The 18,157-nt window shown below is 36.9% G+C and carries 18 protein-coding genes and 1 riboswitch; of the genes, 1 reads left to right on the top strand and 17 read right to left on the bottom strand.

Annotated features, from left to right (window positions below):
• Positions 1 to 69: 69 nt before the first annotated feature.
• Genes NSS81_RS03460 through NSS81_RS03475 form a run of 4 tightly spaced genes read right to left on the bottom strand, consistent with a single transcriptional unit; the run spans position 70 to position 3,938 of the window.
• Positions 70 to 795 (bottom strand): LysM peptidoglycan-binding domain-containing protein, encoded by a 726-nt coding sequence (locus NSS81_RS03460; RefSeq protein WP_342432162.1) that lies wholly within the window; start codon positions 793 to 795, stop codon positions 70 to 72.
• On the bottom strand, positions 788 to 1,396 hold the full coding sequence (locus tag NSS81_RS03465) for a type II CAAX endopeptidase family protein (RefSeq protein WP_342432163.1): 609 nt from the start codon (positions 1,394 to 1,396) through the stop codon (positions 788 to 790). Before NSS81_RS03465 ends, NSS81_RS03460 begins: the two co-directional genes overlap by 8 nt.
• Positions 1,393 to 2,901: a RecQ family ATP-dependent DNA helicase gene (locus NSS81_RS03470; RefSeq protein ID WP_342432164.1), complete on the bottom strand. Its 1,509-nt coding sequence runs from the start codon at positions 2,899 to 2,901 to the stop codon at positions 1,393 to 1,395. The genes NSS81_RS03465 and NSS81_RS03470 overlap by 4 nt, the downstream gene beginning before the upstream one ends.
• On the bottom strand, positions 2,898 to 3,938 hold the full coding sequence (locus NSS81_RS03475; RefSeq protein WP_342432165.1) for a helix-turn-helix domain-containing protein: 1,041 nt from the start codon (positions 3,936 to 3,938) through the stop codon (positions 2,898 to 2,900). The genes NSS81_RS03470 and NSS81_RS03475 overlap by 4 nt, the downstream gene beginning before the upstream one ends.
• Positions 3,939 to 4,183: 245 nt before the next feature.
• Here NSS81_RS03475 and NSS81_RS03480 point away from each other — a divergent pair, with 245 nt between their 5' ends.
• Positions 4,184 to 4,432: a ferredoxin gene (locus tag NSS81_RS03480; RefSeq protein ID WP_066060880.1), complete on the top strand. Its 249-nt coding sequence runs from the start codon at positions 4,184 to 4,186 to the stop codon at positions 4,430 to 4,432.
• A gap of 124 nt (positions 4,433 to 4,556) precedes the next feature.
• Here the strand turns inward: NSS81_RS03480 and NSS81_RS03485 are convergent, their stop codons facing one another.
• The 13 genes from NSS81_RS03485 to NSS81_RS03545 form a co-directional block, all read right to left on the bottom strand.
• Positions 4,557 to 5,126, bottom strand: a complete 570-nt coding sequence (locus NSS81_RS03485; protein ID WP_342432166.1) for an ECF transporter S component — start codon at positions 5,124 to 5,126, stop codon at positions 4,557 to 4,559.
• Positions 5,127 to 5,290: 164 nt separating this feature from the next.
• A riboswitch (FMN riboswitch) is annotated at positions 5,291 to 5,422 on the bottom strand.
• A 76-nt stretch (positions 5,423 to 5,498) separates the two neighbouring features.
• Positions 5,499 to 5,633, bottom strand: a complete 135-nt coding sequence (locus NSS81_RS03490) for a hypothetical protein (RefSeq protein WP_342432167.1) — start codon at positions 5,631 to 5,633, stop codon at positions 5,499 to 5,501.
• Between the two features lie 974 nt (positions 5,634 to 6,607).
• Positions 6,608 to 7,780: a hypothetical protein gene (locus tag NSS81_RS03495; protein ID WP_342432168.1), complete on the bottom strand. Its 1,173-nt coding sequence runs from the start codon at positions 7,778 to 7,780 to the stop codon at positions 6,608 to 6,610.
• Positions 7,755 to 8,306 carry an RNA polymerase sigma factor SigX gene (gene sigX, locus NSS81_RS03500; protein ID WP_342433919.1) on the bottom strand — a complete coding sequence of 184 codons (552 nt, stop codon included), beginning with the start codon at positions 8,304 to 8,306 and terminating at the stop codon, positions 7,755 to 7,757. Before sigX ends, NSS81_RS03495 begins: the two co-directional genes overlap by 26 nt.
• Positions 8,307 to 8,636: 330 nt before the next feature.
• Entirely contained in the window at positions 8,637 to 10,418 is a 1,782-nt protein-coding gene (locus NSS81_RS03505) for an ATP-binding protein (protein WP_342432169.1), read from the bottom strand.
• Entirely contained in the window at positions 10,415 to 11,131 is a 717-nt protein-coding gene (locus NSS81_RS03510; RefSeq protein ID WP_342432170.1) for a response regulator transcription factor, read from the bottom strand. Before NSS81_RS03510 ends, NSS81_RS03505 begins: the two co-directional genes overlap by 4 nt.
• Before the next feature lie 163 nt (positions 11,132 to 11,294).
• On the bottom strand, positions 11,295 to 12,482 hold the full coding sequence (ccsB, locus tag NSS81_RS03515; RefSeq protein WP_342432171.1) for a c-type cytochrome biogenesis protein CcsB: 1,188 nt from the start codon (positions 12,480 to 12,482) through the stop codon (positions 11,295 to 11,297).
• Positions 12,483 to 14,114 (bottom strand): cytochrome c biogenesis protein ResB, encoded by a 1,632-nt coding sequence (locus NSS81_RS03520; protein ID WP_342432172.1) that lies wholly within the window; start codon positions 14,112 to 14,114, stop codon positions 12,483 to 12,485.
• A 22-nt stretch (positions 14,115 to 14,136) separates the two neighbouring features.
• Positions 14,137 to 14,661 carry a thiol-disulfide oxidoreductase ResA gene (resA, locus tag NSS81_RS03525; protein ID WP_342432173.1) on the bottom strand — a complete coding sequence of 175 codons (525 nt, stop codon included), beginning with the start codon at positions 14,659 to 14,661 and terminating at the stop codon, positions 14,137 to 14,139.
• A 104-nt stretch (positions 14,662 to 14,765) separates the two neighbouring features.
• A complete protein-coding gene (rluB, locus tag NSS81_RS03530) occupies positions 14,766 to 15,503 on the bottom strand; it encodes a 23S rRNA pseudouridine(2605) synthase RluB (protein ID WP_342432174.1) in 738 nt (245 codons plus the stop codon).
• Positions 15,504 to 15,783: 280 nt separating this feature from the next.
• A complete protein-coding gene (locus NSS81_RS03535; RefSeq protein ID WP_342432175.1) occupies positions 15,784 to 16,320 on the bottom strand; it encodes a spore maturation protein in 537 nt (178 codons plus the stop codon).
• A 5-nt stretch (positions 16,321 to 16,325) separates the two neighbouring features.
• Positions 16,326 to 16,913 (bottom strand): nucleoside recognition domain-containing protein, encoded by a 588-nt coding sequence (locus NSS81_RS03540; protein WP_342432176.1) that lies wholly within the window; start codon positions 16,911 to 16,913, stop codon positions 16,326 to 16,328.
• Positions 16,906 to 18,042, bottom strand: a complete 1,137-nt coding sequence (locus NSS81_RS03545; RefSeq protein WP_342433920.1) for a D-alanyl-D-alanine carboxypeptidase family protein — start codon at positions 18,040 to 18,042, stop codon at positions 16,906 to 16,908. The genes NSS81_RS03540 and NSS81_RS03545 overlap by 8 nt, the downstream gene beginning before the upstream one ends.
• Positions 18,043 to 18,157 lie beyond the last annotated feature (115 nt).

Consider the following 18,157-nt stretch of genomic DNA (forward strand, 5'->3'; position numbering starts at 1 on the left):
TACATAATTATGAACTTGTCCCTTAAATTATGTTTTGACAAAAAAAAATAACCGGTCAAATCCGACAGGTTACTTTTCTAAAGGTATTTTTAAAACTTGTCCAACATTTATTTGTTCGGTTTTAAGATTATTTGCTTTCTTTATCGTGATAATTCCCTCTTTAGAGTGATAATAATTCATAGCAACTCTATATAGCGTTTCTCCCGATTTTACAGTATGATAGACAATCTTACTTGTGGGTGCAGATGACGCTGGTTGACTTGTTGCAGGTTTTGAAGGTTCAGTTGGTGTTCCACTTTCTTTACCAGAACCTTGTTCAATAGGAATTTCATCATTTGAACTAGGGGTTTCTAAAATGTTATCAGGATTGGCTGGCAGCTGAACTTCAACCGATTCCTTATCATTCTCAAGTGAAGATTCATCTGTTTTATTATCTTTTTGAGTAATTGCTTCATTTTCAACTTGATCTTCTTTGTTCTCTGGAGAAGATTTTTCAAAATTAATGGTTTCGTAGTTAGAAGAATTACCTCCGGTTTTTATTGGCCCACCAATTTTTTCTCCTTCAAGATAAGAGTAAATACTAAACATGATAATTGGCAGTAGGATAAAAGACAAAACTAATATTCGTATTACTGGATATTTAACTTTCCATTTTGTTTTTTTTCTTTTTTCGCGATGGATTTGCTCTCTAGGAGGTAATTGCTCACGAACACCCACCGGCTTTTTATCATTAATTTTTTCAATTCGCTGCTTTAGTCTTTCCGCTTGGTCTCTGTATGGCTCTTCCTTATTCATGGAAAACCCCTCCCTGTTCATCAGCATCTTTTGTCTGCCTAAATTTGATATAAAGACCTAACAAAAAATCAATAGTAAAATGCATAATAATGGTAATGGCTAAATTATTTGTCCATTGATAAATAAACCCTATTAGAAAACTTAGCAACACAATATTAGAAAATAGGAACCAGTTGAAAAGGTAGCGATAATGAATGATCGCAAAAATAACACTTGCAATAATAAGACCTGCTTTTGTTTGAATAACCCCTCTAAACAGCAGTTCCTCACTTAATGCTACAATTGCAGCAATTAGAGCAATGTGAATGACTTTTCTGTTCTTAAAGATTCTTTCATTCAACCCACCATCATCATAAAAAGATTCTGGGAGCCATTTCATTAATAAAATATCAACAATAACTACCATAGCCCCAAGCGGTATTCCAATCGAAACGATACGAAAGTCATTAAACTTTAATGCTTGCAGAAACGAAAATTGGTCAAATAGGATATATCCCAAAATAAATGTAATGACCAATAAGATTAATTGAGTCATATATAGGTGGAACAATAACTGTTTGTCGGTTAATCCGCTTATAAGTTCATTATATTTATTTTTCATTTACTCATCTCACTAGATAATAAAATTCCGGCTAAATAATCCTGCCATAATTCTTTGTTTAGTGGTTGGGGAAGGTCATTCTCTGGTGCTTCGTATTGATTAAGTACCACTCCGCAAATATCACAGCAAGATTCTGTCTTTTCATATATTTTTTCTTCTTCAAAATGATCCAAAAGTAAGTCTCGTCTACACAAGCGTGAACATATCCAGTTTTTCATATGATTGATATTTCGCCTTTTAACTATCAATCTTTCCTCGACAAACTCCTTTATAGTTCGTTTTAACCCTTCCGAGTCTAATTGCCCTTGATAACTATTAATAAAGTCATGAACAATTCTCCACTGAATCTCAGAAAATCCCCCATATTCCCTTAAATTTTTTAGTGAATCAAAGGTACTAAGAGTAAGCCTGGTTTCATGCGGTATTTGAGCAAATAGCCAATCAATTTGCTGTAAGGACGGTATTTCTCCTTCCGCTAGCTGAAGGGGGAGTTGCTCATCTCCGGGGGAATGCAAAAGAATAGCAATACTTGCCTTCCCATCTCGACCTGCTCTACCAATCTCCTGTAAATAAGACTCCAATTGCATCGGCATATGGTAATGCATAACAAATCGGATATTTTCTTTATTTACCCCCATGCCAAAGGCACTCGTAGCACAAATCACATCTAATTGGCCATGTATAAATTGCTGTTGTATTAAGATCCTTTGTTCCTGGTCCAATCCTCCATGATAGGCCATTGTATTACTTATTCCCTGGTCATTTAAAAGCAAAGCCATTTGCTCAGCAACTTTTTTACTTGAAAAATAGATAATCCCCGGCTTTTGCATCTGTTTAGCTAATTCTAGCATTCTTGCTTGTTTGTCGTGGTAATCATTAACTTTCTCTACATATAAGGCGATATTTGGCCGATCAACCGTGGATTCTATCTTGTTCATATCATTTATATTAAGGGATCGAACAATATCTTCTCTAACCTTTTTTGTTGCTGTAGCAGTGAGTGCGAGCGTAAGGGGGTTTCCTAACTTTTTTCTTACCTCTCCGAGTTTAGAATAATCAGGGCGAAAGTCATACCCCCATTGTGAAATACAGTGGGCTTCATCAACGACAAATAATGCGATAGACAGTTCTTGAAGTTTAGCTAGAATGGATGTCACACTTAACATCTCAGGTGAGATGAAGATATATTTATATTTATTTAGATTACGTAATGCTTGGATTCTCTCATTAGAACTAAGAAAAGAATTTAAGCCAATTACTCGTTTTTCACCAAACTTCATCAACTGCTCCACTTGATCCTGCATTAAGGATAGTAACGGAGAAATGATTAATATTTGGCCCTCAAGGCAGTAACCCGGAAGCTGATAACACATCGATTTACCTGTTCCTGTGGGTAGCATTGCCAATGTATGCTTCCCGCTAAGAATGGATGTAATAACCTCTTCTTGGCCCTTTCGAAACGTTTGGTACCCAAAGTGCTTTTTCAAAAGCAGTTCTAATTTCATGATTGATCACCATTTTTCGCTAGTACGAGCCTGATTTTAAAATAAGATGCCGTTGGCAATTTGTTTCTAATTAACTTTAATTGTCTTGTGGCCCCTTGACGGGAGATTTGCATTACTTTTTCCTGAATGTCTTTTTCTACATATGGGTCAATTGAAAATTCTTTTATGTTTAGGGCAAACTCAACAAGATGATCCTCAATGGTACTATTTTTTAAGTTTCGATTAGCAGATATCTGTTCAATGGTAAACCCTTGATTGAGAAGTTCCCATGTTTTACGTGCCGAAAGGGTTAAGATGCTATGCTCCATTAAGTCTGCAAGCAGGGTTGATAACAATTTATAACGGCCAGTATCACTTTCAATCATGTGGATGATAAAGTGAAGAATGTTGAGAAACTCTAGATGATAATTAATAGGGTCCATAGCTAACTTTTTAGATGATTGTAAAGAGGTTAAACCAATTTGCTGATATCCAGTTAAACGAAATACAAGCACTGATGGATTAATATCCTTTTCTTCATTAAAACAATCTACTAGTTCTGTAAAGAGTGTATTTCCCCAAGCCTCTCTGGGCAGTGGATACTCCTTCAGTACACGTTTTAACCATCTATGAACTTCTTTATTTTTTTGAATTGGAATGTATCGTGTCTCTTGAAAAGTTAAATTTGAAGTAACTTGGGTAAGCAATGATAGCCTTTCCCAGACTACTGTTGATATATGATGATATTTCCATCCATTAATATATTTTGGAGGTGGAAATTTTTGCAAATTCACTAAACCAGATGAACTGAGTCTATAGATTTGGTCACCGATAGGTTCCACCCAATTTTTATCAAGTAAACGTTTGAAAACTATATCAAACGAATCCCGAGTTAAAGGTTCTAATATACGAAAATAATTCTTTAGCGAGAATAAATGGGCATCTTGAATGGTTTGGGATGATTTTTTTCCATTAAGTAAATGATAAATAGAATAAATTGTCCGTTCACCATTCAATTGCTTTAGACAATATAACATAATAATTTCGATATTTTGCATATTAATCCACCACTTTTGATGAGTATCGACAAAATACACTATTTTTCTATTTATCATACCATGAATGAAACCCTCATGTGGACTAAAATTGTGTAGGATTAAGGATACAAATTAAACTATCTGCAAGTTAATAAGCAATTTTCTATTGAAAAGTTACTCATACAGTTTTACAATAGTATTGAGTTATGCGTTTCCATTTTTAATGTGTTTATAAGTAAGTTATTATACTGGGAGGTTTTTTTTTCATGGCAAAGTATACGATTGTTGACAAAGAAACTTGCATTGCATGTGGTGCTTGTGGTGCAGCAGCACCTGATATTTACGATTATGATGATGAAGGTATTGCATTTGTAACACTTGATGATAACGAAGGAATTGTTGAAATTCCAGACGTATTAATCGATGATATGATGGATGCATTCGAAGGCTGTCCTACTGATTCCATTAAGGTTGCTGACGAGTCATTTGATGGTAACCCAACAAAGTTCGAATAATATTTTGTCATAACAAATCATTGAGTTACTCCCCCTCCTTTTTGTGGCGGGGGTTTTTTTTATTGTCCCTGCTATTAATAAACAAAAGGCAGCCAGTAGCTCTGGCTGCCTTTTAAATATAAAATTATGCACTTTTAATAACTGCTGATTTATTTATCCAGCCTTGCATACGAATAAACAAGAGCATAAATATAGACGACATAAGTACACCTTTTAAGATGTTGAATGGCAATATCCAAGGTACCACTAGGTTTCGCATATCAGGGAATTTCAAAAGGGCTGTATACGCAGGTAAGATAAACACATAATTTAATATACTCATCATTACTGCCATTATTACAGTTCCTACAATCAAGGCTATTGTCATGCCCTTTCTAGTTTTAAGCTTGTTGTATACATAATAAGTGGGCAAAATGAACAATACTCCCGCAAGGAAATTAGCAATATGACCTACTGGTACACCCGTTTGACTTCCTGTCATAATATAATCAAGTCCATTTTTGAAAAACTCAACTAATATTCCTGCCACAGGTCCGAAAATCAGTGCTGCAATCAATGCAGGAAGATCACTGAAATCGATAAATAAGAAGTTCGGGAATGGCGGCAGCGGGAAATTTAACAGCATTAATAGATAAGCGATACTACTCAGCATTCCAATTGACACCATTGCTCTTACATTTTTTTTCTTTTTCATTTTTCCTCTCTCCTTTTGATCCATCGCGTAAGGAAGAGAGGTTCAACGCAACTTGTTCAAATGCCAAAAAAATAAAAACCCCCAAGAGTTAAACACTTGAGGGAGTTACAAAGGCATCCTTAATAAACGTTCATTAAACATGTATTTTTTGAACGTTGCGGAACCTCCATCTTCTCCCATCCAGACTATACTGTCGGCTTTGGAATCACACCAAATCCTGCCATAACGGCTCGCGGGCTAAAGAGTTATACTCTAATACCGCCGATCGGGAATTTCACCCTGCCCCGAAGATAGATCGATATTTAATTACTCCCTTATTATACTGGAAATAATCTATTTTGAATAGGAAAAAGTATTCTTTTTATAATATTGTCAATAAATTTCTGCACGTGTTTCCATATTAATATCGTCCGTTTGCGCTTTAGCAGGTTTTCCGCCTAAAAATAATAGACTCACACATAGCGCCATGATTGCGACGATTAATAGTCTTCTCATGTAATCTAGCAATTCTATTCCTCCTTAGTTCTTGTCCTACCAAACCATATGTCCGCTTTAATGCTTTTAGAACATCTGATCATGATTGGGGCTGGATTTCAATTTAGAAAAAAAAAGATTAACCATCGCTGGTTAATCCAGGCTGTCGAGAAACCTTCGACAGCCTCTTATTTTATCGAATTACTTTAACAATTCACCGCATTTTCTTATTTGAATGTTATCAACATAATATGTCTTTGCAACATGTCTGTTGATTTTCGCTCCAGGCACTTCGCTTTCCGCGGGCGTGCCGGGGAGCCTCCTCAGCGCTGAAGCGCCTGCGGGGTCTCCCCGGCCCCGTACTCCCGCAGGAGTCTTCGTGCCTTCCGCGCAAATCAACAGAGTTATAAAATAAATAATGCACTTCTCTCTACAGATGTTTATCCGTTAATTTAAGTGTAATGCTTCACATTTTATCTTTTAATAAAAGGTTATTTTTTTGTCTTTATCCAGTTTTGTTTAGTTAGAATATAATGATATTCAATTAGTTCTTCATTAAGTTTCGGAAAAAACTTCTTTTCTATCTTGAATAACTTATAACCAATATCCTCTATAGATTTACAAGAATTTATATTATCTGTCCATGAACTGCATGAATTCCCTCAATATCTAACTCAAAAAATGCAAAAGATTGCCACACACTTAGCTAAACTCGGAAAAGCGTGTGGCAATACTTATGTCATTTACCCCCTGTTTATTTCCACGGAAGGTGCGTAGACTCCTGCGGGAAGAGCAAGTCACGGGAGACCCCGCAGGAGCGAAGCGACGAGGAGGCTCCCGGACTGCCCGCGGAAAGCGAAGCACCTGGAGTGGAAATCAACAGGCCAGGCGCATAGGCTATTTTATTTTTTTATAATCAATTAAGATTAGGCAAAATAAAAAAATTTCGAGTAATATACCCTTTCTTGACAATCAGGATTACCCATTGCTGGTTAATCTTTTATTCTTTATTGGATCGTACGGTAATTAGCTGCTACTGGTACTTTAATTTCTGCTGATAAATCAAAAGGACCTATTTGGCTAATCGGTGCATTTTTAATTAAAACCGTGTTAATGCCAAATGATTTAGCAGTTAACAATAGCGCTTCAAAGGAATATAATATCTCTTCGGTATCGCTCATTTTTGTGTTATCGTCCATTGTTAAGATTAATCGGTTATTATCAATTGTAATATCCTTAAAAAGAAATGACGGTAATAGGGAAGCTGTTAAACCTAAGTCTGGTATATCTACATACATGGCTTCAAATGCTTCCTCTATTGTCGTAAACGTATCTGGGGATGGCACAATAAAAGGTTTATCTATTCCTGTTGGAGTATAAAGGAAATATGCCACCTTTTCCACTGAGTCGATATCAATTTCATTAATAGGTCCATAATTACTAAATTCAATCCCTGGTTCAGAATTGGTCGATAAGTAAATCTTTTGTATATCACTATTTGATGAAATCAAATTTTTTAATACAGTAATAAAAAGCGTTTCGCTAGCAGACCCTTGCCCATATAAATGATCCGAAGGAACATCGACCGTAACACTCGTACCATCTGCTGATAATTCAAGGGTTGCATTTAATGGGTAGTACTCCATTAGCCCCCAGTCTTCCTCTGTCAAAGCCCCCATAGATTTATTTAATAAGCTTAACCAGTTCCCCTCATCAGAATTAACAATTATTGAAACGGGTATTATTATTTGTGCCTGTGAGTCTGGAATCCAATAGTTCAATACCTTTCCATTTCCCAGTTCATGATCATAAAGGGCTGTTTGGTTTGCGGTAGCCGTCGTAAATTCTTGTTCACCGCCTGATTTTCCCTCATTGACGGGTGATTTGTTCATAGATATCGAAGTATCATTATCCTCAACTGCTTTTTCTACAAAAGAAGATTTATCCTCTCTAGCTCCATTAAGAGCAAATTCGTCACCAATCATAAACTTAGGAATTAGTAAAATAAAAAGAAGTAATGCAGCCGCTATTGCAAAGGCTGGTATCAGCCATGCTGGTTGTCTGCGATTTTTCCTGGAAAGATTTTGATATATGTCACGAGGATTGCGATTATCTTGTATTTTTGGCATTTGCCTTAGTAATTCTTCGAGCTGTTCATCGCTCCACTCTGACTTTTTCACTTTCTGATCCCTCCTTTACATAAAGCATCTCCATTTGTTTCTTTAATACCTTTAATGAGCGATGCTGCGTTGTTTTCACCTTGCTTTCCGTCCAGCCTAAGGCTTGTGCGGTTTCGCTAATGGATAAGTCCTCTAAATACCGCAGAATAATAACTGACCTTTGATCCATTGTACAATTTTCTAAGCAATCATAAATCCGCTTAATTTCTTCATTTTGAATAGCTATTTCTTCCGGGATTGGATATTCATCTTTAACTTGATTGCTAGACCAATCAAATTTCTCTAAAATTCTATCCTTCCATCCTTTTTGCTTACGAAAAAAATCAATTGCAACATTCCTCGCAATTGAAAAGAGCCAAGTTTTTTCACTGCTTTTCCCTTCAAAACGATGATAGGATTTAAACACCCTTATATATACCTCTTGAACAAGGTCTTCTGCATGTTCTTTATTTCTTACCATGTAAAACAAAAATTGAAATACGTCTTGATGATATTTTTGATAAAGTTCATCGAAAACGGAGTCCATCATTTCCCCTCCCCGTTCATTAAATTAGTCGACATGTATGTATATAAAGTTTCACTTTTTAATATAGACTTTTTTCAACTAAATTGAAAGGTATTTAATGGTAAATCCCTTTTAAACTTGGCTATTGATTTCCACTCCAATCAACAGAGTTATAAAATCAACTATAACCCATAACAGAGCAAAGGTAAAAGGAAGCCACAAAAACAAAAAACTCATCTGATTGGATGAGTTTTTTGTTTTTGTGAAAGATCTAACTATATTAATAATCAATTTAACAGGTAAATGTTCCTTGTGAATCAAGAACTATCGGCATAATCTTTGTTTTTTTTCCTATTTTCGTGGTAATAAAAAGGAAAATGTCGTACCTTGACCTATTTTACTTTGCACGGAAATATGCCCGCGATGCGCATCGATAATATTCTTAGCAATTGCTAGGCCTAAACCAGTGCCTGTCCTGCCTCTTGTTCTTGCTTTATCTGCTTTATAGAAACGTTCAAAGACAAACGGCAAATCTTCTTCCGGAATTCCTGAACCTGAATCAGACACTTCAACCCGAACACCCATTTCCTCCACTGAGCCGGTTAATTTAACCGAACCGCCTTCAGGAGTATGCCTGATTGCATTATCAATTAAGTTAGTCAGAACCTGTTCAATCCGATCAGGATCAAATGAAAGCATTGGTATGTCATTTTCAATTTTAACACCTAAATGAATGGCATTATCTCTCGCAAGTCCCTGAAATTTATGGACAATCCTATTCAAAAAGGATGAAAGATTTACTTCCTCATTCATTAATTGAATATGACCTGCCTCCATTCTAGCCAAATCAAGCAGTTCATTTACAAGTCGCCCCATCCTCAAGGACTCATCATAAATAACTTTTGCCATTTCCTTCTTTTCTTCTTGGGATTCGGCAATATCATCAACGATCGCTTCACTATAGCCCTGTAACATGGAAATTGGGGTCCGGAGTTCATGCGAAACATTGGCAATAAAATCTTTCCTCATTTTCTCCAGTTGGCGTTCCTCTGTCATATCTCTAATTACAGCGACTGCACCGCGAATAAATTGATTACTATAGAGCGGACTAACGAGTATAACCCAATAACGTCCTTGAAGCGATATTTCACCTATCTGCTCATTTTCTGTATCGACGGCCAGTTGAAAAAGCTCCATTACCTTTGAAGGGATTGCTTCTATATTTGAACTATTTCCTCCATTTTCATAATACCAATATTGGAGAAAGCGGTCGGCAGGGGGATTGGTAATCAAAATCGTACCATCCCGGTTAAAGGTAATGACCCCGTCTGCCATACTGCTTAAAATACTCGAAAGCTGCTCTTTTTCCTGACTAAGCGCATTCATATTGAATTTCAACTGACGCCCCATTTGATTAAAGGCAGTTGCAAGCTCACCAATTTCATCATGTGAAAGAATGGGTACTTTTGTATCAAACTTCCCTCTTGCTACTTCAAAAGCAGCTTCTCGCATCTTTCTCAATGGTGCCGTGATTCTTGTAGATAAGAAAAAAGCAAAAATAGTCGTAAGGATTATCGCAACACCAGCAACAAGTAAAATAAATTTAGTTGTTGATCGGGTTGTTTGTTGAACAATATCTAAAGATTGATAGATAAAAACTGCACCATTCAATCCTGGAGTTATTTGTAGCGGTACACCGATGATTGAATACTTTGCCGTGTCCTTATCTATGTTTGCATCAGTCAGTTTAGACACTTTTTCCACTGCAATATTTTCTTCAAACACCTTAGATAATTCCACGTCTTCACGAATATCTGTTACTGATAACTTTACTGATTTTTGCGTGTTGGGAGAGTAATATACTTCCTGGTCATTTTTGATAATAACTACCTTTGTAACATCATCAATAATCTCCCACGATATTTCTAAACCGACAGGAAATTGTTCATCTGGATGCCTTTCAAGCACCCTGGCAATTTTTTCTGCTTCAAGGGTTAATTCAGTTTTTGTTTCTACGATATTTATATTCTCAAAAAATTCAACAAGCATTACGGTTAAGATAAAAAGTATAAAGGCAACCAAAAAGATAATGGTAAACCAAAGTTTACCTACTACACTCCGCAAAAAGGTCATTCATTAACTACCTCAAATTTGTATCCTACTCCCCATACTGTAACAATCATTCTGGCCGCTTGTTCGGAAACTTTATTTAATTTTTCACGCAGACGCTTTACATGTGTATCAACTGTACGCAGGTCTCCGAAAAACTCATAATGCCAAACCTCTTTCAGAAGCTGTTCACGATCAAAAACCTTATCTGGAGATTTTGCAAGAAAATAAAGTAATTCATATTCTTTAGGCGTTAAACTCACTTCTTTTCCATCTGCAGTTACTCTGTGAGCATCATTATCAATTGTTAAATGCGGGAATACGATGACATCCTTTGTAGTCGTATCCGTTTGCAAATAACTTGTTTGAGAAGACCTTCTTAGTAAAGCTTTAACACGAAGTACTACTTCCCGCGGACTGAATGGTTTTACAATATAGTCATCCGTTCCCACTTCAAAGCCTTGAACACGATTAATCTCTTCGCCTTTTGCTGTTAGCATGATAACGGGAGTAGCTTTCTTTTCTCTTAGTTCACGACAGACTTCAATTCCATCCTTACCAGGCATCATTAAGTCCAATAGGATTACATCATAGTCATTTGCAGTAGCTTTAGCTAGAGCTTCATTTCCGTCTTCTGCTTCATCAATAATATATTCTTCACGCTCTAAGTACATTTTTAACAATCGTCTAATTCTTTCCTCGTCATCCACTACTAAAATCTTCACTTCTTTATCCATTAATAATCCCCCCATGCAGTTTATTTTACAAAATGGTAAAAGGTTTTTCTATATATTAAGGAAATTGCTGTTGTAAAAGTGTCAGAATTATGACAAAAGATTATTTTTCACTTCTGGTTAAAGATTTTTTAATGCCTTCACTTAGTAGTGAAGGCAATTTTTATTAGGAACCCGCATATGAATGAAGTCCTGCTATTACAAGGTTTACAGCAACTAAGTTAAACATCATAATAATAAACCCAATGACCACTAGCCAAGCAGACTTTTCTCCATGCCATCCTTTTGAGAGACGCAGATGTAAAAAGGCAGCATAGAACAACCAAGTGATTAGCGCCCATACTTCTTTTGGATCCCATCCCCAGAACCTGGTCCATGCAATTTGCGCCCAAATCATTGCAAATATCAATGCACCTAAGGTGAAAATTGGGAAACCAATTAATACCGAGCGATAGCTAATTTCATCGACTAAATCCAAATTTATTTTTTTAACCAGAGGCTGGAGTGCTGCAGCAATTCGTTTTCTTAAAACTAATCGCAGTAAACCATACAGAATAAATCCAGCAATTAATGACCAAATGACGGTATTCAATTTCTTAGCACTAATAATTGCCGGCATTTCAAGGATTGGCTCAAATTTATCCTTCGTAGTTAATTCCCATTCATTTGGGCCTGTAATTGCCGGCATTGTATACTCTACAGTGGTTTCGATGTTGTTTTTATCAATCCAACTGAATTCCGCATGATAATTCATTGCTGAAAACAGAGTTGACACAAGGATAAACCCTAGTGTTGTTACCAAACCAAACATAATCGTTTCAAGCCAAAAAGTGCGTTTGTTTGCTTTTGATTGGTCAATCACCTTTACCAGATAAATTAAACCTGCAGCGAAACTAACCGCTAAAATTGCCTGGCCCAATGCCGCTGTTGTTACATGAATATGAAGCCAATCACTTTGTAGCGCAGGTATTAATGGCGAGATATCTCGCGGAAACATACTTGCATAGGCAATAATCAAAAGTGCAACAGGCATTGTGAATAAACCAAGAAGCGGCGTGCGATAGATAAAATAAATAACAATAAATGCACCAACAAGCGCCATTCCAAAAAAGGTTGTAAATTCAAATAGATTACTAACAGGTGCGTGTCCAGCTGCAATCCATCTCGTGATAAAATATCCTAATTGTGAAATAAAGCCAGCTATCGTTAAGACAACAGCAATTTGTGCCCACCGATTTTTACCAGTTTTTTCTTCCGAACCATTCTTTTGTTTAATAGCCCCACCAAAGAAGAGGGTCGCCACTAAATAAAGAACAAAAGCTATATAAAGTAAATTACTACTTATTGTTACCAATTAGACACCCTCCTTATCCAACTTTTCCCTTTGAACTTGATCATCGGGTATAGTTACTTGCGTATCCTTTAGTACCGATTCTATTTCTTGCTTTAATCCATACCAATTCTTATTGGTGTGGGCAGCAACCCATATTTCCCCATCCTTATTTTGGACCCAAATTCTTCGGTGATTCCAGTAGGCACCCTGGATAACACCAATCATAAAAATAATACCACCCAGAATAATCACCCATAGGGTTAAGTCTTTTCTTACTGTTAAGGCAGTAACATTTTTTGTCTTGACACCTTTGAAGGCCATTTTATATTCATTATCGCCTAAAGGTTCAATCGTTTGCTGTATTGCTACAAAACTTGTTTCTCCCTTTGGTAATTCAGGAGAGACCATCCGAAAAACAAAAGCAGGATTGTTTGGTACTCTAGATTTTGTTGTCGGCTCACCATTCTCTGCAAATTCAAAGTCTGGAAAATAACTCAAAACTTCCACTGAATAGCCATTTCCCAAATCATATTTTGACTTAGGATCATATAAATTAATTGTTACATCACCGAATGATTTCTCCGCTGCTTTGTTTGTTAAGGAAAAAGTCATTTCATTGAGTTCGTCGAGTTTATAATCTACTTGATATAACGCAAAATCTTCAAACTTCAATGGTTGATTCACCTGGATTTTATGTTCTTTTACCATTTCTAAATCCGGCTCCGCTCCAGCAATTGCTGGACCAACTCTTTTATAAAGAACGGCATTCGTTTGGTAATTTTTTGCTACCATCCCAGCACGGTCAATCGCCGCCTCAAAGGTTTTATCCTTATCTTTGTCGTAGTGTTCAAGAATAAATTTATTATTTTTCACATAAAATTGTCCATCCGTTTCAGGGACAACCTTGGTTTCCCCCTCACGCAGCCACATGACCTGATCGATATACATTCCAGGAACAAAACGGAGCATACCTCCTATTAAAAAGATAATCAAACCGACATGGTTTACATATGGACCCCAGCGGGAAAAACGTCCCTTTTCAGCTAATATGTCCCCATTTTCTTCCCGAACCTGGTACCGTTTAGCCGTTAACTGCTTTTTAAGGATTTCAAAATCACTCTCAGCACCATTCTTAGTTACACCGAACAAACGCTGACGCTTTAAAAAACCTTCGTGTCTGGTAACTCTTTGGGCTTTTAACGCCTTATGTAGTGGCACAACCCTATCAAGGCTACAAATAACTAATGAAACACCAATCATCGCAATTAATATTAAATACCACCATGAGCTATATAAATTATTTAAGCCCAAATCATAAAATAATTTTCCAAACCAGCCATATTGTTCCTGATAATATTCCCCTGGCGGCAAGGTAGGCGGTATGTACATTTCCTGTGGAAGAATTGTCCCTAAGGCGGAGGCAATAAGCGTGATGATAATAAGCCATACTCCTACCTTAACGGAAGAAAAAAAGTTCCATATTTTATCAACAATTGTCTTGTTATATGTTTGTGAGCGGCGAGCACTGCCTTCATAACGCATATCGATGAGCTGGGCATCTGTTGACTGTTCAATTAGCACTTTTCCACAGGCCTCACACAATACGGTTCCATGCGGGTTAACATGACCACATTCACATTTTACATCTTTCATTGCAAAAAACTCCCAACAAACCTTAAGGTTTTATTTTCTCCATAAACTCCCTAACTGTATTTTCTGTTAGCTGGCCAGTGAAGTATTCAACCACTTTTCCATCTTTATCAACTAAAAATGTCGCAGGCAAAAGATTAATTCCAAATGCAGATTGAACCTGTCCGTCTTTATCTAACAATATGGAAAAGTCAAGATTGTGCCGGTCTGAAAACTTACTAACTGCTAGTTTGGATTCACTGACGTTAACAGCGAGAACCTGAACTCCTTGGTCTTTAAATTGATGATATTGATTATTAATGTAGGGCATTTCATCCTCACAGGGCTTGCAATAGGTTCCCCAAAAATTTAAAAATACTCCTTGACCTTTATAGTCTGATAATTGATGTTTTTTCCCATCCATATCAACCAGAACAAAATCAGGTGCTTCTTTGCCTACCGCAACCTTTTGTTTATCATCTTTTGTTAAATTGGCATACAGCGTGTATGCAACGGCAGCACCTAAGACGAGTAAAATCACTGTTCTCATTACTAATCTCTGTTTTTTCATTCGTATCCCCCCTAGAATGCCACAATATTTATACACATTTTGTCTAAATTATACACTTTACATCATTTACATAGTGAAAACGGGAGAAGTTAATTGTGACAGCTTTATGAATTTTTCTTTGAAGACTCCATGGCAAGTGCCCTTAGTTGTTTCACTTCATGTGGTGTTAATTCTCTAGCATCTCCCGCAGATAGGCCATTCAATGTTAAAAACCCAAAGCGTTCCCTTTTAAGTTTCAAAACATCATGTCCAATCGCTTCAAACATTCTTCTGACTTGACGATTCCGGCCCTCATGTATAGCTATTTCGATAATCGCTGTTTGTTTTTGTTTGTCCATTGATAGCATTTTGACTCTAGCTGGCGCTGTCTTTCCATCTTCAAGTTGGATTCCTCTCTCCAACTTTAATAGATTCTCTTTAGATGGGATCCCTTTCGATTTCACAACATAGACTTTGTCAATCTGATTTCTTGGATGCATTAATAAATTTGCAAATTCTCCATCATTCGTAAGCAGCAATACACCAGAAGTATCATAGTCAAGCCGACCAACAGGATAAATTCTTTCTTTTTGCTCAGAAAAGAAGTCTGTAACCACCCTTCTTCCTTTATCATCACTAACGCTAGATATCACACCCCGGGGTTTATATAAGAGAAAATAGACAGGTTCTTCTCGTTGTATCTGTATCTCATTAACCTCTACCTTATCAGTAGGGGTGACCTTTACTCCTAACTCAGTCACAACTTTCCCATTTACTTTTACTCTACCTTCTTTAATCAATTCTTCGGACTTTCTTCTTGAAGCAATCCCCGCTCGGGCAATTACTTTTTGTAATCGTTCCATTAATTTCACCTCATATGTTGACCTGTAAGTACTAAATAGGTTTTAGTTGATTCTTTTTACAAAAGAATAATCACTATTCTATCCTAATGAATTATGACACATCTTTGCCATTTTTCAAAGCAACGGATACTGTTATTTAGAAAAATAAAGGCAGTGTTAAACTTACCCGTTGATTGAAGCTCCAGTCAACTTAGTGTGCTAAATCACCAAAGTCCTTTAATACTGCAAAAAAAGCAGATTCCCATGGCTTTTAGGAATCTGCTTTTTCAATATTTGCGCTCTATTTTGTTCCAAATACAAGTGTAACGACTAATATGGCAATAACAATTCCAAATACGTCTGCCAGGAGACCCACTTTTAGAGCATCTCCCATTTTCTTAATTCCAATGGCACCAAAATACACTGTCAATACGTAAAAGGTTGTATCCGTACTTCCTTGCAACACAGAGGCAAGTCTCCCAATAAAGGAATCAGGTCCATATACGGCAATTAAATCGCTTGTCATTCCAAGTGCGGCCGTCCCAGAAATTGGCCGAATAAGGATAAGCGGGACAATTTCAGCCGGAATGCCAATTGACTCCATAACGGGCCGGATCCATTTCATTAACGCTTCCAATGCACCGGATGCACGGAAGATAGAGATTGCAACAAGCATTCCCACAAGAAAAGGAATAATGGAAACAGCAATCTTAATCCCTTCCTTGCCGCCTTCAACAAAGCTTTCATAGGTGGGTACTTGCTTGAAGGTGCCATATAAAAGAATGAATCCAATTAAAACGGGGATAAATCCAAGGGAAATAAGCGAAATAAATTCCATGCTTTTCATCCTTTACGGCTTCTTCGATTATAAAAATAACGGTCAATCATGACGGCCCCCAGCATTGAAATAACTGTTGCGATTAGGGTTGGAACAACAATTTCAGTAGGGGATGCTGAGTTATAGTTCATTCTAATAGCGATGACAGTAGTTGGTATGATTGTAATGCTGGCAGTATTTATAGCCAAAAAAGTAACCATAGAACGACTGGCCGAATTTTTTCCGCCATTTAAATGTTTCAATTCCTCCATTGCTTTAATTCCAAGTGGTGTGGCGGCATTTCCCAAACCAAACATGTTTGAAATCATATTTGATAATATATAACCCATTGCGGGATGATTTGCTGGTACTTCTGGAAACAATCGTCTAACCAACGGGCGAAACAATTTGGTTAGTTTTACTAGTAGACCGGATTCCTCGGCAATTCTCATCATTCCCAGCCAAAATACGAGAATACTAATGAGTCCGATACAGAGAGTGACAGCCTCCTGTGCCCCAACAAATATCGCTTTATTTACTTCTTCCATCGTCCCATTAATTAGTGCGAAAATAATACCAACAACAGTCATAAACACCCAGATATAGTTAACCATTGATTCTCACACCTATAATAGATAAAAAAATTTCTTTTAGCGATTCAAATAGCCCCTTCTTCTTCTCTGGAACACCATCATAGTAGATTGGCACTTCCTTAACTACTCTTCCATCGAGACTTACTACAGCCTTGCCAACTATTTCCTCATGGCCAACCTTTCTATCCCAATCTTCAGAGGGCTTATCTAGTTTATATTTAATAGAAAATAAGTCCATTTCCTCTTCGGTGGCAGGGTATACCACTGTATTTTTCAAGTATAAATGTTTCTTATAATGCTTATTGTTAATCTTAATACTTCCCTTAGTTAGGACTTCCGCCATATCGAATCCTTTAAAGCCACTTTCAAACATAGCAATATGATCATTCCAATCATCGGAAGCATTGATTGTAACCGCTATTAAACTCATATCACCCTTTGAAGCAGTTGTGACAAGTGTTCTTTTTGCCCGCTTCGTATAGCCTGTTTTTCCGCCTGTAGCATATTTGTATTTTGTTAGTAAACGGTTTTTATTTTTCCATTCCCGATCCCAGCTTTCAGTGGGATTTGGTGCTTTGTGTACCTTCGTACCAGTAACTTTTTGGAATTTTTTATATTTCATTGCATAACGCATAAGCAGTGCCATATCGTAAGCAGTAGAATAATGGTCTTCGTGATCATCCAACCCATGAGGATTAGCAAAATGAGTATTTAACATTCCGATTTCCCTAGCTTTTTGGTTCATTATGTAAACGAAGCCATCTAAGCTTCCACCTACATGCTCTGCAATCGCTATAGCTGCATCATTCCCAGACCGCAACATCAAGCCATATACTAAGTGTTCTAACTTAATTTTTTCTCCTGGTTTTAAATAAACCGAAGACCCCTCCGCCCGGGTAGCTTGTACACTTACTTTTACTAATTCATCCATTTTTCCAGATTCGATGGCAAGAATGGCTGTCATTATTTTAGTGATACTAGCAATTCGTTTTTTGGTGTAGGCATCTTTTTCAAATAGGATACGACCCGATTCTTGCTCCATTAGAACAGCACCACGTGCACTTACGGAAACGGAAGCATCCACCTTTTGAGGAATGTTTGTTATAAATAATGTGGCCATGAGGGTGTAAACAACTAGTTTCCAAATCATTCTCATAAGATTAACCTCGTCCCCTTCTTTATTTTCTTTAAATTTTATGCAGGACAAGACTTGTTATGACTATTTCTGAGGAAAAAGAAAAAAGCAATTGGACTATTTGCCAATT

It is taken from the genome of Neobacillus sp. FSL H8-0543, assembly GCF_038592905.1.
GTDB lineage: Bacteria > Bacillota > Bacilli > Bacillales > Cytobacillaceae > Neobacillus.